General features: G+C 43.4%; 16 protein-coding genes, 1 tRNA gene and 2 rRNA genes. 11 read left to right on the forward strand and 8 right to left on the reverse strand.

The window, feature by feature from the left end; genetic code table 11:
* Positions 1-54 precede the first annotated feature (54 nt).
* The 7 genes from THMIRH_RS01265 to fabB all read left to right on the forward strand — a co-directional run bounded on the left by THMIRH_RS01265 (position 55) and on the right by fabB (position 6761).
* Positions 55-2915: ribosomal RNA gene (locus THMIRH_RS01265) — 23S ribosomal RNA — on the forward strand.
* A gap of 203 nt (positions 2916-3118) precedes the next feature.
* Positions 3119-3233 (forward strand): 5S ribosomal RNA (gene rrf, locus THMIRH_RS01270).
* Between the two features lie 61 nt (positions 3234-3294).
* Entirely contained in the window at positions 3295-4005 is a 711-nt protein-coding gene (locus tag THMIRH_RS01275) for a biotin--[acetyl-CoA-carboxylase] ligase (protein WP_173289991.1), read from the forward strand.
* Positions 4006-4014: 9 nt separating this feature from the next.
* Positions 4015-4764: a type III pantothenate kinase gene (locus tag THMIRH_RS01280; RefSeq protein ID WP_173289993.1), complete on the forward strand. Its 750-nt coding sequence runs from the start codon at positions 4015-4017 to the stop codon at positions 4762-4764.
* Between the two features lie 48 nt (positions 4765-4812).
* Positions 4813-4888: transfer RNA gene (locus tag THMIRH_RS01285), tRNA-Thr, on the forward strand.
* A 134-nt stretch (positions 4889-5022) separates the two neighbouring features.
* Positions 5023-5538: a 3-hydroxyacyl-[acyl-carrier-protein] dehydratase FabA gene (gene fabA, locus THMIRH_RS01290; protein WP_173289995.1), complete on the forward strand. Its 516-nt coding sequence runs from the start codon at positions 5023-5025 to the stop codon at positions 5536-5538.
* Positions 5539-5540: 2 nt separating this feature from the next.
* Positions 5541-6761, forward strand: coding sequence for a beta-ketoacyl-ACP synthase I (gene fabB, locus THMIRH_RS01295; protein WP_173289997.1), 1221 nt, complete (start codon positions 5541-5543; stop codon positions 6759-6761).
* A gap of 130 nt (positions 6762-6891) precedes the next feature.
* Here the strand turns inward: fabB and THMIRH_RS01300 are convergent, their stop codons facing one another.
* The 3 genes from THMIRH_RS01300 to ftsY are packed head-to-tail and all read right to left on the reverse strand — an operon-like array spanning position 6892 to position 9542.
* Positions 6892-7518, reverse strand: coding sequence for a transglycosylase SLT domain-containing protein (locus tag THMIRH_RS01300; RefSeq protein WP_173289999.1), 627 nt, complete (start codon positions 7516-7518; stop codon positions 6892-6894).
* Positions 7515-8390, reverse strand: a complete 876-nt coding sequence (locus THMIRH_RS01305) for a DUF2914 domain-containing protein (protein WP_173290001.1) — start codon at positions 8388-8390, stop codon at positions 7515-7517. The genes THMIRH_RS01300 and THMIRH_RS01305 overlap by 4 nt, the downstream gene beginning before the upstream one ends.
* A 12-nt stretch (positions 8391-8402) precedes the next feature.
* Positions 8403-9542: a signal recognition particle-docking protein FtsY gene (gene ftsY, locus THMIRH_RS01310; protein WP_173290002.1), complete on the reverse strand. Its 1140-nt coding sequence runs from the start codon at positions 9540-9542 to the stop codon at positions 8403-8405.
* Between the two features lie 132 nt (positions 9543-9674).
* On the opposite strand from ftsY, the gene THMIRH_RS01315 reads away from it, so the two are divergent.
* Positions 9675-11036 carry a M16 family metallopeptidase gene (locus THMIRH_RS01315; RefSeq protein ID WP_173290004.1) on the forward strand — a complete coding sequence of 454 codons (1362 nt, stop codon included), beginning with the start codon at positions 9675-9677 and terminating at the stop codon, positions 11034-11036.
* Positions 11036-12367, forward strand: coding sequence for a M16 family metallopeptidase (locus THMIRH_RS01320; RefSeq protein WP_173290006.1), 1332 nt, complete (start codon positions 11036-11038; stop codon positions 12365-12367). Before THMIRH_RS01315 ends, THMIRH_RS01320 begins: the two co-directional genes overlap by 1 nt.
* 125 nt (positions 12368-12492) lie before the next feature.
* Here the strand turns inward: THMIRH_RS01320 and THMIRH_RS01325 are convergent, their stop codons facing one another.
* The 3 genes from THMIRH_RS01325 to THMIRH_RS01335 form a co-directional block, all read right to left on the reverse strand.
* Positions 12493-14496: a methyl-accepting chemotaxis protein gene (locus tag THMIRH_RS01325; RefSeq protein ID WP_173290008.1), complete on the reverse strand. Its 2004-nt coding sequence runs from the start codon at positions 14494-14496 to the stop codon at positions 12493-12495.
* Positions 14493-15131 (reverse strand): SCO family protein, encoded by a 639-nt coding sequence (locus tag THMIRH_RS01330; protein ID WP_173290010.1) that lies wholly within the window; start codon positions 15129-15131, stop codon positions 14493-14495. Before THMIRH_RS01330 ends, THMIRH_RS01325 begins: the two co-directional genes overlap by 4 nt.
* 111 nt (positions 15132-15242) lie before the next feature.
* A complete protein-coding gene (locus tag THMIRH_RS01335; protein ID WP_243831464.1) occupies positions 15243-15569 on the reverse strand; it encodes a carboxymuconolactone decarboxylase family protein in 327 nt (108 codons plus the stop codon).
* 202 nt (positions 15570-15771) lie between these two features.
* Here THMIRH_RS01335 and THMIRH_RS01340 point away from each other — a divergent pair, with 202 nt between their 5' ends.
* Both THMIRH_RS01340 and rsmD read left to right on the forward strand, forming a co-directional pair.
* Complete coding sequence (locus THMIRH_RS01340) at positions 15772-16296, forward strand: chemotaxis protein CheW (RefSeq protein WP_173290012.1); 525 nt, start codon at positions 15772-15774, stop codon at positions 16294-16296.
* A 12-nt stretch (positions 16297-16308) separates the two neighbouring features.
* Entirely contained in the window at positions 16309-16938 is a 630-nt protein-coding gene (gene rsmD, locus THMIRH_RS01345) for a 16S rRNA (guanine(966)-N(2))-methyltransferase RsmD (RefSeq protein WP_173290014.1), read from the forward strand.
* Positions 16939-16944: 6 nt separating this feature from the next.
* Here the strand turns inward: rsmD and THMIRH_RS01350 are convergent, their stop codons facing one another.
* Positions 16945-19194 carry an EAL domain-containing protein gene (locus tag THMIRH_RS01350; RefSeq protein WP_173290016.1) on the reverse strand — a complete coding sequence of 750 codons (2250 nt, stop codon included), beginning with the start codon at positions 19192-19194 and terminating at the stop codon, positions 16945-16947.
* Positions 19191-22214, reverse strand: coding sequence for a CheR family methyltransferase (locus tag THMIRH_RS01355; RefSeq protein ID WP_173290018.1), 3024 nt, complete (start codon positions 22212-22214; stop codon positions 19191-19193). Before THMIRH_RS01355 ends, THMIRH_RS01350 begins: the two co-directional genes overlap by 4 nt.
* Between the last annotated feature and the right edge of the window lie 114 nt (positions 22215-22328).

The raw sequence follows: 22328 nt of genomic DNA on the forward strand, positions 1-22328 counted from the left end.
TTATAGATTGGGTAACCAATCAACAAAAGGCATAAAGTTATTTTTGAGTTGTATAGTTAAGTGACTAAGCGTACACGGTGGATGCCTAGGCGGTAGAAGGCGACGAAGGACGTAGTAACTTGCGATAAGCCACGGGGAGCTAGTAAACGAGCTTTGATCCGTGGATTTCCGAATGGGAAAACCCATCCTTAATGGATATCCTGCTTGCAGGAAGCTAACCCGGAGAACTGAAACATCTAAGTACCCGGAGGAAAAGAAATCAACCGAGATTCCCCAAGTAGCGGCGAGCGAACGGGGACCAGCCCTAAAGCGGTTATTAAGGTAGCAGAATAGTCTGGAAAGACTAACGGTACAAGGTGATAGTCCTGTATGCGAAACCTTATTAGCTGTTATACGAGTAGGACGGGACACGTGAAATCCTGTTCGAAGATGGGGGGACCACCCTCCAAGGCTAAATACTCTCTACCGACCGATAGTGAACCAGTACCGTGAGGGAAAGGCGAAAAGAACCCCTGAAGGGGAGTGAAATAGAACCTGAAACCGTGTACGTACAAGCAGTGGGAGCCCACTTGTTGGGTGACCGCGTACCTTTTGTATAATGGGTCAGCGACTTACGTTATGTAGCAAGGTTAACCGAATAGGGGAGCCGTAGGGAAACCGAGTCTTAAATGGGCGACTAGTTGCATGGCGTAGACCCGAAACCGGGCGATCTATCCATGGCCAGGTTGAAGGTGCCGTAACAGGTACTGGAGGACCGAACCCACAAATGTTGAAAAATTTGGGGATGAGTTGTGGATCGGAGTGAAAGGCTAATCAAGCTCGGAGATAGCTGGTTCTCCTCGAAAACTATTTAGGTAGTGCCTCATGTATCACTCTTGGGGGTAGAGCACTGTTATGGTCTAGCGGGCCGTCAAGGCTTAGCAGCCCATTGCAAACTCCGAATACCAAGAAGTGCAATCATGGGAGACAGACTGCGGGTGCTAACGTCCGTAGTCAAGAGGGCAACAACCCAGACCACCAATTAAGGTCCCTAAACTATACTAAGTGGGAAAGGATGTGGGAAGGCTTAGACAGTCAGGAGGTTGGCTTAGAAGCAGCCACCCTTTAAAGAAAGCGTAATAGCTCACTGATCGAGTCGGCCTGCGCCGAAGATTTAACGGGGCTAAGTATAGTACCGAAATTGTGGATGCCGTAAGGCATGGTAGAGGAGCGTCGTGTAAGTCTGTGAAGGTGTGTTGGAAAGCATGCTGGAGATATCACGAGTGCGAATGCTGACATAAGTAGCGATAAAGGGTGTGAAAAGCACCCTCGCCGAAAGACCAAGGTTTCCTACGCAACGTTAATCGACGTAGGGTTAGTCGACCCCTAAGACGAGGCTGAGAAGCGTAGTCGATGGGAAGCAGGTTAATATTCCTGCACTTTTTATTACTGCGATGGAGGGACGGAGAAGGCTAGGTCATCTTACAGTTGGTTTTGTAAGTTTAAGGTCGTAGGCAGAACCCTTAGGCAAATCCGGGGGTTTAATGCTGAGAACTGATGACGAGTCCGTATGGACGAAGTGATTGATGCCATGCTTCCAAGAAAAGCTTCTAAGCTTCAGGTAATAAAGAATCGTACCCCAAACCAACACAGGTGGTCAGGATGAGAATTCCAAGGCGCTTGAGAGAACTCGGGTGAAGGAACTAGGCAAAATAACACCGTAACTTCGGGAGAAGGTGTGCCCCTGCCGGTGATGAGACTTGCTCTCTAAGCTAGTGGGGGTTGCAGAGACCAGGTGGCTGCAACTGTTTACTAAAAACACAGCACTCTGCAAAATCGAAAGATGACGTATAGGGTGTGACGCCTGCCCGGTGCCGGAAGGTTAATTGATGGGGTTAGCTAACGCGAAGCTCTTGATCGAAGCCCCGGTAAACGGCGGCCGTAACTATAACGGTCCTAAGGTAGCGAAATTCCTTGTCGGGTAAGTTCCGACCTGCACGAATGGCGTAATGATGGCCACACTGTCTCCACCCGAGACTCAGCGAAATTGAACTCGCAGTTAAGATGCTGCGTACCCGCGGCTAGACGGAAAGACCCCGTGAACCTTTACTACAGCTTTGCACTGGACTTTGATACTATCTGTGTAGGATAGGTGGGAGGCTTTGAAGCAGGGACGCCAGTCCTTGTGGAGCCAATCTTGAAATACCACCCTGATATTATTGAGGTTCTAACCTAGGCCAGTGAATCCTGGTCAGGGACAGTGTATGGTGGGTAGTTTGACTGGGGCGGTCTCCTCCTAAAGAGTAACGGAGGAGCGCGAAGGTACCCTCAGCACGGTCGGACATCGTGCAATGAGCGCAAGAGTAAAAGGGTGCTTGACTGCGAGACTGACACGTCGAGCAGGTGCGAAAGCAGGTTCTAGTGATCCGGTGGTTCTGTGTGGAAGGGCCATCGCTCAACGGATAAAAGGTACTCCGGGGATAACAGGCTGATACCGCCCAAGAGTTCATATCGACGGCGGTGTTTGGCACCTCGATGTCGGCTCATCACATCCTGGGGCTGAAGTCGGTCCCAAGGGTATGGCTGTTCGCCATTTAAAGTGGTACGCGAGCTGGGTTTAGAACGTCGTGAGACAGTTCGGTCCCTATCTGCCGTGGGCGTTGGAAAATTGAGAGGGGCTGCTCCTAGTACGAGAGGACCGGAGTGGACGAACCGCTGGTGTTCGGGTTGTCATGCCAATGGCATTGCCCGGTAGCTACGTTCGGAAAGGATAACCGCTGAAAGCATCTAAGCGGGAAACCTGCCTCAAGATAAGTTTTCCCTAGACTTTAAGTCTTCTAAAGGGCCGTTTGAGACTAAGACGTTGATAGGCAAGGTGTGGAAGCGCAGTAATGTGTGAAGCTAACTTGTACTAATTACCCGTGAGGCTTAACTATACAACTCAAAAGTGACTTTGAATGTTGAATTAAAACATTTGAGATGACATGTTGAGCTTGAGAAAATGCTTAGACATTTGAAATTGTTACTAATAAATTTAAACTCTTTACGAGATTTATTCTAAATTCAGTTGTTACTGAGTCAGGGTGTTGATTAAGAATAAAATCATATACAACACTTCAGTAAGAACATAACCCTATTGCTTGGGGACCATAGCAAGTTGGAACCACCTGATCCCATCCCGAACTCAGAAGTGAAACGACTTAGCGCCGATGGTAGTGTGGCAGGTGCCATGTGAGAGTAGGTCATCTCCAAGCTTCATTCCTAAAACCCGCTTATCTTTGATGGCGGGTTTTTTTTTGCCTAGATATTTTTCATATGATTACCTTTAAACTTCAGTCTGTTGATTCTACCAGTCTATTTCTTAAATCTTATTTGTCTTTGAATGCCGCATCAGAGGCTGTGTTATGTGCTTCTGAGTCTCAAACTGCGGGTTATGGACAAAATGGTCGTAACTGGCATTCCAATCATCGCTCATTAACATTTACCTTAGCCTTGCCTATAGATTCAAATTTTGTAACGCCTATGATTAGCGTTGTGACAGCCTGTTTAATCAGGGAAGTTTTCTTGTCTTTTACCAATCAACAACTTTTTGTAAAATGGCCAAATGATATTTATGATGAGAAGGGAAAGATATCAGGTTGTTTGATCGAATTAGTGAAATCTCTAAACAAACAGTATTTCTTAAATATAGGCATTGGTATAAATTTATCGCAACCCGAAAGTTCTTCAGATAGCAGTTATTCAGCTTCATATCTAGATGTGGAATCCAAGGATAATTTGTTAGATGCATTAGTTGCAAAATTGTCCTTATTGCCGAGTATAACGCTTGATGAATACCGATTAAAACTGTTAGAGCTGCCAACATTTGATTATTTTTCAATCGGACAAAGCGTTATTGTGTATGATTGCGATTCCCAGTGGCCGGGAGAATATTTAGGCTTGAACCCTGATGGTTTTCCAATCGTTTTAATCAACGGCGCACAGCAGATATTTAACAGTGGTCGAACATCGATTCGTCCAACTTAGAGAGTTTATATGTCTTTATTAATTGAGTTAGGCAATACCCGTGTAAAGGCGAGTATCTTGTCTAAGAAATCCTATGAATATTTAGGATCATTCCCGATTGAATGGCTTGAAGAAGAGTCTTTGACCGAGCTATTTTCTTTGCAGGGTCATAAGTTTACTCGGGTGTTTATTTCTTCGGTAGGGCATTCAAGAATTGAATTTTTGTTAAACAGCAAAGTAAAGTCCGAATTTGAAATTTTTCCGCATATGATTACCACTCAGCCAGAGTGTTGTGGTGTGTTAAATGGTTACCAAGATTTCAAAAAATTGGGTGTTGATCGTTGGTTGGCTATTTTGGGTGCCTGTGCATCGAGTACTATGCCCACATTTATTGTTGATGCAGGGACTGCTCTTACCATCGATGTTGTGATTGATAAAAAACATTTAGGTGGATTAATAACACCGGGCCTAAGGTTACAACATGAAAGTTTAGCCGCGGGTGGCGAAAATCTTTCTATGACGCTTTTGGGTGTTAATGATTCGAATGAAGGCTTATTAGGAAATAGCACGGCTGCTGCAATACACGGTGGTTGCTTGTATATGACCAGTGCTTATATCAACAATTTGTTAGCGGATCTAGAAGCTGAAACCGGTCGACTTTTTGAGTGTGTAGGTACTGGTGGGGACTTTTTAACGCTTGCACCGCTATTGGATAAGCCCTTTAATTACATAGAAGACTTAACCTTAATTGGGATGTCAGAAATAATTAATAAAGTTTAAAAAAAAGTTTGACTATAAAAAAATTCACTCTATAATACGCACCAATTCGCCGAAATAGCACAACTGGTAGTGCAACTGATTTGTAATCAGTAGGTTGGGGGTTCGAGTCCCTCTTTCGGCACCATATTTTAAGAACCCGCTCATGCGGGTTTTTTTTTATTTAATTTTTTTATAAGCGTTCGAAAAGACCAGACTCAAGTACCAACTTTAATTTAGGGATGCTATAATTCAAAATGTTATTTTTTATATGGAATCATAATGGAACAACAATCTAGTTATACCAAAGAAGAGCTATTATCGAGTGGTCGTGGAGAACTTTTTGGCCCAGGTAATGCCCAGCTACCTTTACCGCCAATGCTCATGATGGATCGTATTACCCACATTTCTGAAGAAGGCGGCGAATATGGTAAAGGCCAAATTCGAGCGGAATTTGATATAACCCCGGATTTATGGTTCTTTGAATGTCATTTTAATGAAGATCCCGTGATGCCAGGATGTTTAGGCGTTGACGCTATGTGGCAACTGATTGGTTTCTTCTTAGGCTGGACGGGTGGTCCAGGTCGTGGACGTGCCTTGGGCTGCGGTGAAGTTAAGTTTTATGGTCAAGTGTTACCTACGGCTAAGAAAGTTGAATATGTCATTGATATGAAGCGTGTCATCAAGCGCAAACTTTACATGGGTTTAGGTGATGCGAAGATGTTTGTTGATGGTCGTGAAATTTACAGTGCAACCGATTTAAAGGTTGGTTTATTTACTAATACGGATAGCTTTTAATTATGAAAAGAGTCGTTATTACCGGTGTGGGTATTGTTTCAAGTATCGGCAACAATAAACAAGAAGTGACAGATTCACTGCGTCAGGGTAAATCAGGTATTGTATTTGCACCTGAATATGCTGAAAACGGATTGCGTTCACAGGTACACGGTGCCGTTAAAAATTTAGATTTTGCAGAACTGATAGACCGCAAACAATTGCGTTTTATGGGCGATGCCGCAGCTTATAGTTATATTGCGATGCAACAAGCGGTTGCAGATTCTGGTTTAACTGAAGATCAGGTTTCTAACCCAAGAACAGGTTTGATTGCAGGTTCAGGCGGTGGTTCAAACTCTAACTCAACTTCAGCCGTTGATATTGCCAAAGAAAAGGGTGTTAAGCGTGTTGGGCCTTACATGGTGACTCGCACCATGGGTTCAACCGTTTCTGCTTGTTTAGCTACCCCTTTTAAGATTAAAGGTATTAACTATTCCATCAGCTCAGCCTGTTCAACTTCGGCACATTGTATTGGTACTGCAGTAGAGCAAATCCAACTGGGTAAACAAGATGTGGTTTTTGCAGGTGGTGGTGAAGAACTACATTGGACAATGTCTGTATTATTTGACGCAATGGGTGCTTTATCCACTAAATACAATGACACTCCTGAAAAAGCTTCTAGAGCCTATGATGCTGACCGTGATGGGTTTGTTATCGCTGGTGGTGGCGGTATGGTGGTGGTTGAAGAGCTTGAGCATGCATTAGCGCGTGGCGCAAAGATTTACGCTGAAATCACCGGTTACGGTGCTAACTCTGACGGCTATGATATGGTTGCACCCTCTGGTGAAGGTGCGGTGCGTTGTATGCAAATGGCACTAAGCACTGTCAAAGGTGAAGTCGACTACATTAATCCACACGGTACGTCTACGCCTGTAGGTGATACCAAAGAAGCCGCAGCCATCCGTGAAGTGTTTGGAGATAAAATCCCCAAAATTAGCTCTACGAAATCCATGTCAGGTCACTCTTTGGGTGCCGCAGGTGTTCATGAGTTTATCTACAGTCTTTGTATGTTAGAAAACGATTTCATTGCGCCATCAATCAATATTGATAACCTTGATCCCTTGTGTGAAGGTATGCCAATTGTTACGCAACTCATCGAGAACGCAGGTTTAAACCGTATCATGAGTAATAGTTTTGGATTTGGTGGAACAAACGCTTCTGTTGTGTTTGAACGTTACAAACCCTGATCTGTAAATTTCTATCAAGACATTAAGAAGGCCCGTTAAGGGCCTTATTTATGGCTAAAAATCATCAAAAATGACCAGGCCTGGTTAAATTTGCTTTGTTTTTGGGCTTTTTCAGCTTTAAAAAGGCAGTTTAGCGTCGACAGCTTTTGGCTTGAGATTTATAGTCGTTAGCGAGTTGGGTCACTTTTTTAGCAACTTTTAACAGCCAAGGCTTCTTTTGATAGGTTTTGCGTTCAAATCCACCATTACCTTCATGGTAGGCGAGATATAAGTTTCTGGTGTCTGTTTTTGGGACTTTATTACGTTGATTGGTATTTTGGTTATACCATCCAATAAAATCTAAGCTGTCTTTAATGCTGGTGCGCTTTGCACGAGGATTATTGGTGGCTTCTTGATATTCTTTCCAAGTCAGTTCTTGCGCCTGAGCGTAACCATAAGCTGTTGATGAATCGGCACCGCGATAACTTGGGCGGGCATGTTTCACAAATTTGGATTCTTGGTGCACGATAGCCATTAAGACATAGTCGGGTGTGCCCCATTTCTTTTCCGAAGCTTTTGCCGCGGTTAACCACTGGCGGTCATATTGGTAAATTTTACAAATATTGTTATGGGTGCTAGGCGGCGGGTTTTTGGCAGAAATTTCACCCGTGTTGCGCCCATAATCTGGCTGATAAATGGTTCTGCTATTATTAATGCTACAGTTACTTAATAAAACTGCAGCCACTAAAATGGCAGCCAGTCTAACCTTTTGAATCATTGAACATACCTAAAAGTTTGTCTATGAATGGGTTGCTGTTGCGCATTTAAAACTTCTAAAGTCCATTCTCCCTGCCAAGCACTGCTCATGCGTTTGCTTGACCAGGTTCTATACACATCGGCTTTTATAGTCAGTGGAATCGTTGCCATAATTTGATTTTGATAGCGCCAACGGTGATAAATTGTTTCACCTTTGGCACCCTCTATTTGCGTAAAGTAATAGAGTTTACGAACACTTTTGGGGATGATTTCATCGTTAAAGTTATCGATGGCTTTTTTGTCTTTAATGTTGGATGTCAGCTGAGCCACACGCAAATGTATATTAGATTGAACCAAAACCTCCTCAAGAGGTTTGGGTTCTGCCGCTTGTTTTTGCTCGGCTTTGTTAAGAATCAAATCTTGGCGAGCGTTGTCGTTTAGCAGAGAAAGCTCAGTGGTTGCCAAGTCTTGAGCATTTGTTTGCAAAGCAGGATTTGTCGATTCTGTTGTTGCAGTGGCTTCATTTATAGACCTTTTGGGTGCGGAAATCTCAGGCGTGGCCATCTCAGTTTTGGTCACTTGCAAAGTATCAGGTTGTTTGGCTTGCTTGGCTTGTTCGATTTCATCAATCATTAAACTGGCTGTGCCAATGCCTGCCAAAATCATCATTAAATACCAAGCCGCTCTGCGGCGCCATGGAGATTCTTGTTCTTCTTCTGCCAAAGCAATGTCTTCTTGAAACTGATTCCAACCTTGTTGAAAATACTCGCGCATTTCACTGTCATATCGAATAGCACTGGGCATCGCGCTCAGTGATTTACCTTCTTGGGCTAAACGATAGCCTTTTTTAAAGGCATATTGATGATTGGCGTTTTGAGTTTCTGGCAGTTTCATAACATCTCGGGTTTATGCAGATTGATCAAACAAAGCTTCGGCAAAATCGTTGGCATTAAAAGGTCTGAGGTCATCAATCGCTTCTCCCACCCCAATAAACCTAACAGGAATGCCCAACTGTTGAGCTAAAGCAAAAATGACACCACCTTTTGCAGTTCCATCAAGTTTGGTCAAGGTAAGTCCGGTTAGGTGCATGGCTTCGTGGAATTGTTTAGCTTGATTGATGGCGTTTTGTCCCGTGCCAGCATCCAACACCAACATCACTTCATGCGGTGCGCTGGCGTCAACTTTTTGAATCACGCGTTTTACCTTGCGTAACTCTTCCATTAAATTACTTTGGGTATGCAAGCGTCCTGCGGTATCTGCAATCAGCACATCAATTTTCTTAGCTTTGGCGGACTGTATGGCATCAAAAATAACTGCGGCAGAATCTGCCCCTGTTTTTTGAGCAATCACGGGTACTTTATTGCGTTCGCCCCAAGTTTGAAGCTGTTCAACGGCAGCGGCACGAAAGGTATCTCCCGCCGCCAGCATGACCGACTTGCCTTCGTTTTGAAACTTTTTGGCCAGCTTGCCAATGGTGGTGGTTTTGCCCACGCCATTAACACCAACCATGAGAATCACAAATGGCCCATCAGTCGGTGGCTCAATTTTTAACGGCGATTGCACAGGCTCTAACAATTGTTTAAGTTGATTTTTGAGTGAGTGAATCAGGGCTTCTGGGTCTTTGAGTTCTTTACGAGAAAGCTGTTGGGTTAGGTTGCCAATGATTTTATCTGTCGCATCTAAGCCAACATCGGCGGTGAGCAAAATCATTTCTAATTCGTCTAAAAAATCACGATCAATCTCTTTGCGCCCTAACAGCAATGCCGAAATGCTTTCAGTAAACCCTTGGCGGGTTTTCCAAAGGCTATTTTTTAAACGCGTAAACAGGCTTATTTTGACCGGTTCTGGTTCGCTAGTGACTTTTTGGGGCACTTCTGGTGTTGCGGGTGTTGGGTCTGCCGCAGCTGCGACTTGGGGCGCTGGCTCGGGGGCTTGAGGTGTTTCAATGACTTCAGCCATCGCTTCTGCGGGCAAAAGTTCTTCTGATTTTTCAGAAGCTTCTGGGGTATTGGGTGTTTTTTTATTACGACGAAACAGGTTAAACATTCGTAGACCTTGTGGTTTGGGTAATGCAGTACTCAGAGTTTCAAGTTTTCGTTCATACTTGAAAATGCTATGGATTTATGTAATCAGTTATTATAAAACAAAATCAATCAATTGTCGTATAAGGGAGTCCTAATGATGCATAAGCTGGGTGTAATTATCATCAGTTGGTGTTTATGGTTGCCGGCTCAGGCCAAGGTTGCAGAATATCAACTTGAAAATGGAATGCAGATCGTCGTGCTCGAAAATCATCGTGCGCCGGTTGTGGCGCATCAGGTGTGGTATCGAGTGGGTTCAAATTACGAACCAGGTGGCTTAACGGGAATTTCACATATGCTAGAACACATGATGTTCAAAGACACCACTACCCTTAAAACAGGCGAGTTTTCCAAACGCGTTTCTCAAATGGGCGGCGAGCAAAATGCCTTTACCTCGTCAGATGTGACCGCTTATTATCAAATTATAGGCAAACAACATTTAGAAGCGGTCATGGCATTGGAAGCCGATCGTATGCGCAATATGATTGTCAAAGACGATGAGTTTTTCAAAGAGCGCGATGTGGTCGCTGAAGAACGCCGCTGGCGCACCGACGATAAACCTGGATCTATTTTGTATGAACAATTTATGGCAGCCGCGTTTGTCAACAGTCCGCAGCATTCGCCAACCGTGGGTTGGATGACCGATATTCAGCATTATCAACCACAAGATGTGCGTGATTGGTATCAAAAATGGTATGCGCCAAACAATGCCATCTTAGTGGTGGTTGGCGATGTTGAGCCTAAACAAGTTTTGGCACTGGCTCAAAAATATTATGGGCCGCTTAAACCTGAAACCATTCAACCCCCCAAGCCACAAATTGAAATTCCCCAGGTCGGCGAGCGCCGCATTACGATTAAAGGCGCTACCAAAGAGCCCAGTATGATTATGGGGTTTCATGTACCGTCTCTGCTCACGGCAGAGCAACCTGAAGAAGTCTATGCCTTGTCAGTATTATCGAGTGTTTTGGACGGCGATGACAGCGCGCGCTTAACTCAGTTGATTCGTGGTTCGCAAGTCGCTACCAGTGTGGGTGCAGGATATGATGAAACCAGTCGTTTAAGCACGTTGTTTTTATTTAATGGTTCACCGGCCACTGGCCACACCTTAAAGGATTTAGAGGCCTCCATTTGGCAAGCCATTCAAAAGCTGCAAGATGAACCCATTAGTGCCTCCGAGTTAGAAAGGGTATTAGCGCAGTCAGAAGCTCAATATGTGTTTCATCAAGACTCGCTCGAGTCGCAAGCCATGGTGCTAGGATCTTTGGTGACAAAAGGGTTGCCCGCAGATACCTTTGAACATTGGATTGAGAATTTACGCAAAGTTACGCCTACACAGGTGCAAGCCGTTGCTAAAAAATATTTCTCGCCCGATGTGGTGACCGTAGGAGAGTTATTGCCAAATGGTCAAGAAGCCAAAGCCGGCGCCAATCAAATTACCATGGGTGGGAGCGTACACTGATGAATTCTTTTAAAATATTATTTTCAGCGATTGTTAAACAGTCTGTCTTGGGCGTTGGATTGATGGCGCTCAGTGTGTCAGTTTGGGCGGATGTCAATATTCAAAGTTGGCAGACCTCAAATGGGGCGAAAGTTATGTTTGTGGCTTCGCCAGAATTACCTATGCTCGATATTCAAGTGTCGTTTGACGCAGGTTCAGCGCGAGATGGCGCTCAATTTGGCTTGGCCAATATGACCATGGGTTTGCTAGGAACCGCCACCACTAAGCACACCGAAGATGAAATATCCGCGGCATTTAATGATTTGGGGGCACAGATTGGCGGCTCGGCAAATCGTGATATGGCACAACTCTCGCTCAAAACTCTCACGCGTCCAAGCATTATGCAGCCTGCCTTAGCGATGTTTCAGGAAGTGTTACATCAGCCGGTGTTTAGTGAAGAGATTTTAACGCGCGAAAAAAGTCGCCTCACGCAAGCGCTTAAACAAAAAACCACCAAACCGCAGACCATAGCGTCTGAGGCCATGATGGAAAATCTCTACGGCAACCATCCTTATGCGCACCCAACGGAAGGCACTTTAGAAACCATTGCGCCGATAACGACACAGGATTTACAGGCGTTTTATCAGCGCTATTTTGTGGCTAAAAATACCGTGATTGCAATGGTGGGAAATGTCACGCCACAACAAGCCAAAGACATTGCCGAAAGTTTATCAAAAGGACTCAAAGCGGGCGAAAAACCAGCGCCTTTGCCTAAACCAAGTTCGTTTAAAGCGATGGATATCAATATCAAGTTTGATTCTAGTCAAACCTATTATTCGTTATCGCATCTCGGTGTTGAGCGTGGCAATCCTGATTATTATGCCTTGTTTTTAGGCAATCATCTGTTGGGCGGCAGTGGCTTTGGTTCGTTGTTGATGGAAAATGTCCGTGAGAAAAGGGGCTTGGTTTACAGCGTTTACAGCTATCTAGCGCCAATGAAAGTGGCAGGGCCTTTTTTGATTGGTTTATCTACCAAAAATGCCAGTGCTTATGAAGCGGATGCGGTGGTTAAAGAAACGCTAAAAGGCTTTTTAAAAGACTTTGATGAAAGTCATTTGCAAGCCATTAAAGATAACTTAATCGGTGGCTTCCCCTTGCGTGTGGACAGTAATGGAAAGTTGATTGGTTATTTATCGATGATTGGTTTTTACAATCTGCCATTAGACTATTTAGAAGACTTCCCTAAACAAATGGCGGCGCTAACCAAAGCACAGGTCTTGACGGCATGGCAAAAACTATTAGAGGATCAGCAAATGCTTAGGGTAATGGTTGGTAACCCAACCCCTAAATAAAGCGTTTTACAGCGTTTATAAACGCTAAAAACAACCAGGCCTGGTTGTTTTTGGCTTAAAAAATCCAAAAATAAAGCCCGCAATTGCGGGCTTTGTTTTGAGTTCAGTCAACTGAAAAACTGAAATTACTTTTTGTGACCTAAGGCTAACTTGGGTGAGCTCATGCGACGATTGCTACCGCCTTGAGTTTCAAAGTTGCTTAAGCTTTGTGCAAGCTGGTTAATCTGGGCGAGCATACGTTCGGCTGAACCAGAGGCTTGTTCTGAAATGCCGGCATTGTTTTGCGTTGATTGATCCATTTTGCTGATTTGTTGGTTGATATTGTCAATATCACGCGCTTGGGTCAAACTCATATTGGCAATTTCAGAAATCAGGCTGCTGACATTGTTAATGCCCGCATTGATATCGTTCAATGCGCTGCCTGATTTTTCGACCAACTGAGTTCCCGTACCTATCGCATTGACCGTGGTTTCAATTAATAAACGAATCTCTTTGGCCGCATCGGCAGATTTTTGTGCCAAACTTCTCACTTCACCAGCAACCACCGCAAATCCACGACCCTGTTCACCGGCTCTGGCGGCTTCTACCGCTGCGTTCAATGCCAATAAGTTGGTTTGGAATGCAATGCTGTCAATTAAACCAACAATCTCAGCAATTTTTTGACTGGAGTTTTGGATGCTACGCATAGACTGGATGGTATCGTCCATCACTTTTGCGCCATCTTGCGCTTGATGTTTGGCGCGGTCAGACAGTTGGTTCGCTTTGGTGGCACTTTCAACAGACTGTTTAATGTCATGCGTCATGGTTTCCATGGCGCTTGAGGTGCCTTGCAATTGTTGTGCTTGATGTGCCAAGCTGCTCGACAATTCATGGCTGTCATGAGAAATGCCTTCACTGGCGTTCACAATATTGTGGCTAATGTCAGACACTTCGTTAATTAAGTTACTGAGATTGCTGAATGCCGTGTTGATACCGATTTTAATGGTGTTCAACTCGCCTTGATAAGTGTTGGTAATCGGTTGGCTAAGTTTCCCCGCGGCTAAGCGAGCAGAGGCCGCATTGATGTCATCGAACCCTGTTTGCGTATTGGCAAGGGCATTGTTGATGTCTTTTTTAAGGGTTGCCAATTGACCGTTGGCTTCTGCATGCACGCGCTCATTAAAGTTAGCTTGCGATAAGGCCGCCATCACTTTAGAAACATCCGCAATGAATGCACCCGTTTGTTGCATAGCAGCGTCTACTTTTTGTTTCACTTCGCCTTGAATATCGTTGCTCATGCGCACTGAAAAGTCGCCTTTGCTTAAACCCCCCATCACCACTTCTAAGCTGGACATGGTTTTGGTGACGCTGTCGGCTGAATTATTAACCGCAATTTTCAATTTACCCAAGTCGCCTTGGAAGTTATCGGTGACGCGTTTTTCAAATTGACCTTTTGAAATGGCAGACATAACAGTGTTGATTTGTTTAATGGCATTATCGATTGAATTCAATAACGCATTTAAAGCGATTACCGAAGGATGGTCAGTTTGTTCTGTAATACGCGTGCCAAATTGTGATTCTGCAGAAACCAAATTAACCGCAGACATAATGGCTTCTGACGCATTTTGTTCTTTTTTCATCATAATGGCGTAGTAAATCAAAACAGCTGATTCAATCACCACAAATAAAGCGTGAAGGAAAGTAATACCCCAATCGCAGCCATAGTTAAAAAGCATAATCGGCATGCCGCCAATTTCTAATCCATTAAGCTGGATAAACGTTAACACCACGTGATGCACTGCGCCCACTGCCGCCGCAACGACCACGACTAACCAATCTTTATAAATCAATAAGAATGCTAAGGCCACAAAGATGTGGAAGTGCATTTCAATGCGCCCCAACTGAGTTTGAATCAGCGTAGCAGAGAAAAGCATAAATAAAACGCCGGATAAAATCCCGAAGCTACGAGTGCCTTTTAAAGTAAAAAATCCCGCTAAGGCGATGAGCGTTATAACGGCTGTTGCGCCCATGGCAAACCCGTAGGTGTCATAGCCCATGGGGGCTAAAAAAGCTACAAAAGGAATGTGTGCCAGTAGGATATACAGCACCTTTTTATCGGCGTCTAATAAAGTCGCATTGGTTTGACTCATGGTTGGCTCCTAGAGTTCAGTTGAGGATTGAAAGATTGGTTTAAAAATTTTAAGTCTGTGAGCATATTATCGTACCTTAAAAACTGATTTGGATAAATCACTTTGAGGCGTCCATCGGGGTCAATTAAGAAAATATTGCCCGGATGACTGATTTCGTAGTCCTTTTTGGGGTCGGCTTTGCCTTCCGCAAAAAAATACGCTTGATATTGATTAGCAATCACTTGGATTTGCGCCATGCTTTCGGCGGTGAGTGCATAAAAATTATCACCAAATTGATTGAAATATTGATTGAGCATTTTATTACTATCGCGTTTTGGGTCCATCGTGATAAAAATAAAATCAACATTGTCCATATGTGATTGATGATGCAGATTAAACATCACGCCCACTTGGTTATGGCAAACTTCGTTACAATTAAGATACCCAAAATACAAATACACAAATCGCCCTCGATGTTGTGAAAGGGTATGGGGATTGCCTTGGGTGTCTTTTAGGATAAAGTCGGGCGCAATTCTATCCACGGAAAGCCCGTAAAGTTGTGCGCTGTTCATATAAAAAAAGACAACGGGCATTGCCATAAAGGCCAGAGCCGTTAGGATGTAAAATATCCAAGCTTTAGAGGGGAAAAGTTTCATACCCTTATTGTAGCTTGAATATAAAAAAGGGCATAGCAACCTTTAAATTAAAAGCCAATATACCCATCGCGAAACTGCGTTGTTTCGCGCAAACTTGAAATGTGAAATGACTTATTTGAAGTATTTATCGAGTTCTTCGTAAACCACTTCAATGTACATCAATTTAGGTCCGCCACCCATGACAACTGCCATCATAGCGGCTTCTAAAATCTCTTCTTTGGTTGAGCCCGCGTCCACGCAGCCTTTAGTATGCACTGCAATACACCAAGAACATTGAAAGGCTACGCCCAAAGACAATAACATTAAATGTTTGGTTTTTTCGTCCAAAGCGCCTGCGGCTTCAGCCCCTTTTACAAACGCGCCAAAACTTTTTAATTGTGCAGGCATGTCTTTCATTAAGCGGCCCATCATTGTGCCAGTTTCTTGTAATCGTTCCATGATTTTTCTCCTTCAGTAATGATTAACAGATAAGTATATTTAACACTAATTTGGCACGAATATTATGGTTTTTAATGTGAATTTTTCAGGTCAGGGTGAAAACTGTTGCTTATTCGTAAAAATAACCCTATTTTGTGGTAAAGTCTTACGGTGAAATGCGTGAAAAACGCAAGGTGTCTCAATCGAACAGGGGAGGTCATACATGGCCGATATGAGTGAAAACGGAGAGTTAGCCCAAACAGGCGCTCATCATGATGAACAATGTTTAACTTTTTTACTGGGTGCAGAAACCTACGGCATGGATATTTTACGCGTGCAAGAAATCCGCGGATGGGAGCCAACCACCAAGCTTCCAGGAGTGCCTGACTATGTAAAAGGGGTCATCAATATTCGTGGTGCGGTTGTACCGGTGGTTGATTTACGCCAACGCTTTAAAATTGGTGAACCCACCTATGACGACAGCACCGTGGTGATTATTACGCGTATTGTCGATAAAAACGACAGTCACAAAGAAAAGATGGTTGGTTTGGTCGTTGATGGCGTTAGCGATGTTGAATCGATTAATCTGGGTGATTTACAAAATGCACCTGCCTTTAACAATGGCGAAATGATTGATGACACCTACCTGCACGGCATTGCCAGTGTTGGAGCTTCCATGGTCATCGTTGTTAATGTGGATGCGTTGATTTATCAGGGCGTATTCCAAAATATCAAAGTGGCTGCTTAATTTGAGGTTTTAATGGCGCGATCACATCGTTCCACTAAGCCCCCCAAATCCGCATCCCATGCGCCAACGCCCTTAGGGCAAGTGCGTATTATTGGGGGCGAGTTTAGAGGTCGTAAACTTCCGGTGCGACAAGCCGAAGGTTTGCGGCCCACCTCTGATAGGGTTAAAGAAACCGTCTTTAACTGGTTGCAATACGAAGTGCCCCGTGCAACTTGCTTGGACGCATTTGCTGGTTCGGGTGCTTTAGGCTTTGAAGCCTTATCTCGTGGTGCTGATCAGGTGTTTTTTTTAGAACTCGATGCTGCCAATGCGCAACAACTCAAACAAAATCTACACACCTTAAAAACCGACAAAGCCCAAATTGTGCAAACCAACAGTTTAACTTGGTTAAACGCACAGCCTGCCACCGCATTTGACATTATTTTTCTAGACCCACCATTCCATCAAGACTTAATGCAACCTGCAATTGACCTAATTTTTGCCCAAAACTGGCTTAAAAATAACCACGCCTGGTTATATTTAGAGCAAGAAAAAGCCTTAGATTGGCCAAAATTGCCAGAAGGTTGGGTGTGTCATCGAGAAAAAACCACTTCGCAAGTGAGATTTGGACTGTTTAAGCGAGAACAAGCCCCATCTCTTTGAGCGAATCTAATCCTTTAGGAAAGGTTTGCAGTATTTAACAACTTCACTTTTATGAATGGCTTGGCTGTAATAAAAACCTTGTGCAATGGGGCAGTCTTTGTCAGTGAGGTAGTTCACTTGTTGCAGCGTTTCAACACCTTCACAAACAATGTTGATTTTTAAGGCTTGAATTAAATCAATAATACCATCCAGCAATAACAAACCTTCAGCGTCATTTTCTTCAATACTGTCTACAAACGACTTATCAATTTTGATGGTTTCAAACTTAAATTTCTTAAGGCTATAGATAGAGGCAAAGCCCGTTCCAAAGTCATCTAAAACCAATTTGAACCCTAAGGCTTGCAGCTGTTGAATATGCTGTTCAATCACAGAATCTCTTTCAAAAAGAGAGGTTTCGGTCATTTCGATATGCAATTGTGCAGGCACGGTGGGGTAAATTTCTGTCAAACGGGCTAAGTGATGCATCGCCTGGGTGGATTGGAGTTGATAGCTGCAAAAGTTGATGGAAATTGGCCAATGGATGCCTTTAGTTTGCCACATTACGATATGGTGAAAAACTTGTGAGAGTAATTGGTTTCCTAAGGTCACGATCAGTGGCGTATTTTCAATTAAAGGTATAAACGCACCGGGCATTACAATGCCTTCATCGGTTGACCAGCGCACCAAAGATTCAAATCCGGTCAATTGTCCCGTTCGCATATCGTGTTGTGGTTGATAATATAATTCAAATTGTTGCGTATCAATTGCTCTGGCCAACTCGGTGAGTGTTTTTTCTTGTTGGCTATGGGTTTCATACTCTAGCGCATCATAAAATTTAAACTGGTTTCTGCCGGCTTGTTTGGCTTGATACATCGCCGCATCCGCGGTGGTTAAAAGCTTGTCGAGTTGAATGGCATCATCAGGGTAGCGGGCAATACCGATACTGACGGTAACACTATAACTAATGTCTAGTAACTGATAGGGTTCAGAGAGTTTTAAAATGAGTTTTTGAGCCAAGTGTTCTAAGCTATTGGTGGTCATTTCATTGTTGATAATAACCATAAATTCATCGCCCCCCAAGCGGGCAATATAATCGCTGCTTTTGAGTTGATTGGTAATGCGTTTGGCAAATGCTTTGAGCATTTCGTCACCATAATGATGACCATAATTGTCATTAAGACTTTTAAACTTATCTAAGTCAATCATGAGCAAACTGAGTTCTTCACCATTGCGTTGTGCTTCATCAAACGCACCTTTCAGGTATCGATTAAATCCGGCACGATTTGCCAGTTTGGTCAAGCTATCGGTTTCTGCCAGCTCAGATAATTTTTGGGTTGCTTTTAAGCGATCTTCTGCATTTTCATAAATGGCTAAAAAGTAATCCGGTTTAGGTGGGCCTTCCTCTTCTGGCGAAGTAAAAATGGCGGTAATTTTAAGTTCTTCAGGGATTATTCGGCCATCTTTGTTTTTGTTATAAATAATGCCTTGCCAAACGCCTTTATCTTCTAGGATGTCGTTCATTTCTTCATAAAAATCGGGGGTGTGTTTTCCAGATTTTAAAAAGTTTGGTTTTTTACCTAAAGCTTCATGTCGACTGTAACCTGTCATTTCCGTAAAAGCAGGATTCACATCAATAATTTTACGCTCGCCATCGGTAATCAAGATGCCTTCATGGGTTTTATCAAATGCCAGCTGGTAGAGTTTGGCAGATTCAGAGATGCGCTTTTGTTTGTGAATAGAAACCAGGCTGATTAGGAAATATTTTTGTTGGTGTATTTCAAGCGGAGCGTTAAGTAATTGAACTTCGCCGGTATTTTTAGGGTGGAATAGGGTAATTTCTAATGGAATGTGTCGATTAGAAGCATGAATCCACCCTAAAAAAGATTTCACACCTTTCACAATACAACTGGTGAATGAACGGTTGCTCTTAGTGAGTGAATTGGGGGTGAAGTCGCAACTGGTTAATTGCCGTGCCTCAGGATTTGCAAGGATGACCTTGAGATGTTTATCGAGCAGGCATAATCCGATAGGCGATTTTTCAAATAGATCAAAATAAAATTTTGCGTTATCGGGGAGTTGTGTTGTTTTTTGGGGGCTATTGCTTTCATCTAACGATGTGTTGCAAGCAGCTGAATCCTTTAATATCTGAGTGAGTGTTTCCAGTGCTAGGCGTGTTTCAGCCGATAAATCGCATCCCGCGACTTCTTGGGTGATTAAAGCCGCTAAATCGTGAGCTGACAGGTCTTTCGAATCGGGGATGCTCATACTACCGCTCATTCTTCCACTTCAAAAAAAGTCCCCAGCATACTGTTGGGTTGATGAGTGATTGGATTGGTTTCAAAGACGGTGTCATTGGAATAAAGCGTGACATATTCCTGAGTTAAACGATGTTTAAAACGATATTTGAGCGCAAAGGCTTCCCCTAAACGCCCGTTTTTAACTTGGTTCATATGTTCTAACACGGCGTCTAAGTCGTCTGGGTGAAAGAGTGCTAAAAAGGCTTCATCCGTCAGGTTGTTCAACTGTTCCATGGTGTAGCCGGTAATTTTGGTGTAGTTGTTGTTGACATATACATTTTGAGTGGTATTGAAATCAAAAATATAAATGCCGTTTAAACTGTGTTGCATTAAATATTCAATTTTAATGGTTTTTGCGTCCAGCTCATTTTGCGTTTGTATTTTTTGGGTAATGTTTTTAAAGGTACCGATCACCGTTTCAGCTTGTTTGAGATGGCTGAACGAAACCAAGGCCTCTAGTGCAACCCACATAATCTGTTTATTGGCGTCGTAAGCTCTAAACTTAAAGCTATTGTGCGTTTGGTTGGTCAACAACAATGACAAATGGTTTTCTAAGGCTTGGCGATCTTCCGGATAGACTAAGCCAATAAATGCCTCATAAGACGGGGTAAAGCGCTCATCAGATACGCCAAACAGACGATAGCTCCCTTGAGACCAGGTTAAGCTGTGTTCTTTTAAGTCCCAGCGCCAAGAACCGGTTTTACCCAGCTGCTCGGCTTCTTCTAGCAGTTGGTTGGCTAATTCGAGTTCTTCTTGCAATTTAGAAAGTTCTTTTTGCTGCGCTTCTTTGTCTTCATAGGCGAGTCGCAATTCTGCATAAGCCGTTTGCAGTTCTTCGTTGGTGGATTGCAGTTCTTCGTTGGTGGTTTCGAGTTCTTCATTGGAGCTTTGCAATTCTTCGTTAGAGCTTTGCAACTCCTCGTTCATAGACTGCATTTCTTCGTTTGAGGTTTCGAGCTCTTCAATCACCGTTTGTAACTGTTCTTTGGTTTTCATGAGTTGGCGTTCTTGCTCTTGTGCTAAAACACTATTAACTTCAGAGTTGTCACTCATAATCAAAGGCATATCCAACTCGCGTTCAACTTGGCAATAAATTAAAGTGAGTTTGCCAATGCCCGCTTGGTGAGAGATTTCGGTTAATATTAATTTTGCCCAAACATTTTCATTGTGCAGTTTAACTTTTTGAAAACTGGTGCTGACTAACGCTTGGCCGTTTTGCAGTTGATGCAGAGCAGCACGCAAGTCCACACTTAAAGAAGGGTGTAGATTTTTAAAAATATTATTGGTGGGTACGCCTTCAGGTCGCACCAGTAAGGGGTTGATACCTTGGCTAAACACAATTTCAGCGCTCTCATTCACCAAAACCGCATTGTTGATAAAAATGCTGTTCAAACGCTCGGTAATCAATTCTGTTAAGCGGGTATTGTGTTTGCTCAACTCTGGCTTAGTCGGGATTTTTTTGACCACCTCAATATAGTCTTCGATGGTGCGAGAGCTAAGGTTGCGGTCTGGTGGAATCTTTTTACCCGTAAAAGCAGCTGCGTAAATTTTGGCGCTTTTAGATAGGGCTCTAAATTGCTCTTGAAATACGCCAATGGACTCTGACTGCCCTAAAAACAGCAGCCCACTTGGGTTAAGCGCATAATGAAAAATGGGTAAAATTTGGCGTTGTAATTCAAGATTGAAGTAAATCATGACATTGCGACAAGAGATCAAGTCTAGGCGCAAAAATGGCGGTGAACTGATTAAGTCATGCTCAGAGAAAATAACATTGGCTTTTACCGGCTTAATAATTTCATATTGTTCTTGTGAAATGGTGAAATATTTTTGCTTAAAGGTCTTAGGTAAGTCTTGCAAAGCACTTTCGCTGTAACGCCCTAAGCGCGCAAACTCTATGGCGCGCTTGTCGATGTCGGAGGCAAAAATTTGAACTTTATATTCTTCAACCTTAGTGCCTAAGATTTCATGAATAATCATGGCAATCGTATAGGCTTCTTCACCCGTTGAGCAACCAGCAACCCATACGCGCACCGTTTTAGAATCTTTGTGTTCTAAGTATTGCTTTAACTCGCTATGTAAGGCTTCAAAGGCTTTGGCATCTCTAAAAAACGAAGTGACGCCAATTAGCATATCGTTAAACAAGAAAGTGATTTCTGCTTCGTTTTGCCCTAAGTAAGAAAGGTAGTCTTCAACCTTAGTAATTTTTAAAACAATCATACGTCGCTCAATACGACGCACTATGGTGGTTTCTTTGTAGAGCGTAAAGTCAACCTTGTAAGCGCGTTTTAGGCGGCGCAACACAGCATTGTAAACTTCGCGGGGAATGGTGCTTTCGACTTCAGAAGGTTTTCTTTTGGGGAATTTAATGAGGTTTTGCAGTTCAACGCCAATTTCTTCAGGCGCGACAATCAGGTCAATATTGCCAGAGTTGATGGCTGAATTGGGCATGCCATCATATTTGGCAGACGCAGGTGATTGCGCAATGGCAAAACCCCCTTCACCTTTGATGGCTCTGACGCCGCGTGAGCCATCAGAACCTGTGCCAGACAAAATAATCCCAATGGCATCTTCGCCCTTGGCAATGGCAATAGATTCAAACAACATATCGACCGAGGGGCGGGGTGAATGGCGGCTTTCACCAAAGTTGGTTAGGATAATGCGGTCGGCTGAATCAATTTCAATATTGTAATTGGGTGGACAAATGTAAATGCAGTTGGCTTTGAGGGGCTCGTGATTCTTAGCGGCAACCACCTCTAGAGTGGCGCCTTTTTCAAGTAAATCCACCATCATGCTTTTATAGGAAGGCGACAGATGTTGTGCCACGATAAAACACATATCTGAATCCATGGGCAAATTGGCCACCATCAGTTGCAAGGCTTCTAAGCCGCCGGCACTTGCACCCACACCAACCACTCTAAGTTTAGATTGTTTGTCTAACGAATTAGGCTCAATGATTTGGTTGGGTACTTCTAAAGTGGGATCGGTGGTCGGGTTTGTCATGAATCTCTCGAGTGAAACCGCTATAACAAATTTGAAATATCCATGCTTTTTGCAGGATTGAAATCTGTATAACTTCTGTAATTGTTTTGATAATGGTATTAATTTACTCGATAG

Origin of the sequence: Thiosulfativibrio zosterae (assembly GCF_011398155.1) — a bacterium.
GTDB classification, from domain to species: Bacteria; Pseudomonadota; Gammaproteobacteria; order Thiomicrospirales; family Thiomicrospiraceae; genus Thiosulfativibrio; species Thiosulfativibrio zosterae.

Excerpts from the sequence above, each read along its gene's own strand:
- THMIRH_RS01275 (WP_173289991.1), top strand. The coding sequence starts at position 3,295 with ATGATTACCTTTAAACTTCAGTCTGTTGATTCTACCAGTCTATTTCTT.
- THMIRH_RS01280 (WP_173289993.1), top strand. The coding sequence starts at position 4,015 with ATGTCTTTATTAATTGAGTTAGGCAATACCCGTGTAAAGGCGAGTATC.
- fabA (WP_173289995.1), top strand. The coding sequence starts at position 5,023 with ATGGAACAACAATCTAGTTATACCAAAGAAGAGCTATTATCGAGTGGT.
- fabB (WP_173289997.1), top strand. The coding sequence starts at position 5,541 with ATGAAAAGAGTCGTTATTACCGGTGTGGGTATTGTTTCAAGTATCGGC.
- THMIRH_RS01300 (WP_173289999.1), bottom strand. The coding sequence starts at position 7,518 with ATGATTCAAAAGGTTAGACTGGCTGCCATTTTAGTGGCTGCAGTTTTA.
- THMIRH_RS01305 (WP_173290001.1), bottom strand. The coding sequence starts at position 8,390 with ATGAAACTGCCAGAAACTCAAAACGCCAATCATCAATATGCCTTTAAA.
- ftsY (WP_173290002.1), bottom strand. The coding sequence starts at position 9,542 with ATGTTTAACCTGTTTCGTCGTAATAAAAAAACACCCAATACCCCAGAA.
- THMIRH_RS01315 (WP_173290004.1), top strand. The coding sequence starts at position 9,675 with ATGATGCATAAGCTGGGTGTAATTATCATCAGTTGGTGTTTATGGTTG.
- THMIRH_RS01320 (WP_173290006.1), top strand. The coding sequence starts at position 11,036 with ATGAATTCTTTTAAAATATTATTTTCAGCGATTGTTAAACAGTCTGTC.
- THMIRH_RS01325 (WP_173290008.1), bottom strand. The coding sequence starts at position 14,496 with ATGAGTCAAACCAATGCGACTTTATTAGACGCCGATAAAAAGGTGCTG.
- THMIRH_RS01330 (WP_173290010.1), bottom strand. The coding sequence starts at position 15,131 with ATGAAACTTTTCCCCTCTAAAGCTTGGATATTTTACATCCTAACGGCT.
- THMIRH_RS01335 (WP_243831464.1), bottom strand. The coding sequence starts at position 15,569 with ATGGAACGATTACAAGAAACTGGCACAATGATGGGCCGCTTAATGAAA.
- THMIRH_RS01340 (WP_173290012.1), top strand. The coding sequence starts at position 15,772 with ATGGCCGATATGAGTGAAAACGGAGAGTTAGCCCAAACAGGCGCTCAT.
- rsmD (WP_173290014.1), top strand. The coding sequence starts at position 16,309 with ATGGCGCGATCACATCGTTCCACTAAGCCCCCCAAATCCGCATCCCAT.
- THMIRH_RS01350 (WP_173290016.1), bottom strand. The coding sequence starts at position 19,194 with ATGAGCGGTAGTATGAGCATCCCCGATTCGAAAGACCTGTCAGCTCAC.
- THMIRH_RS01355 (WP_173290018.1), bottom strand. The coding sequence starts at position 22,214 with ATGACAAACCCGACCACCGATCCCACTTTAGAAGTACCCAACCAAATC.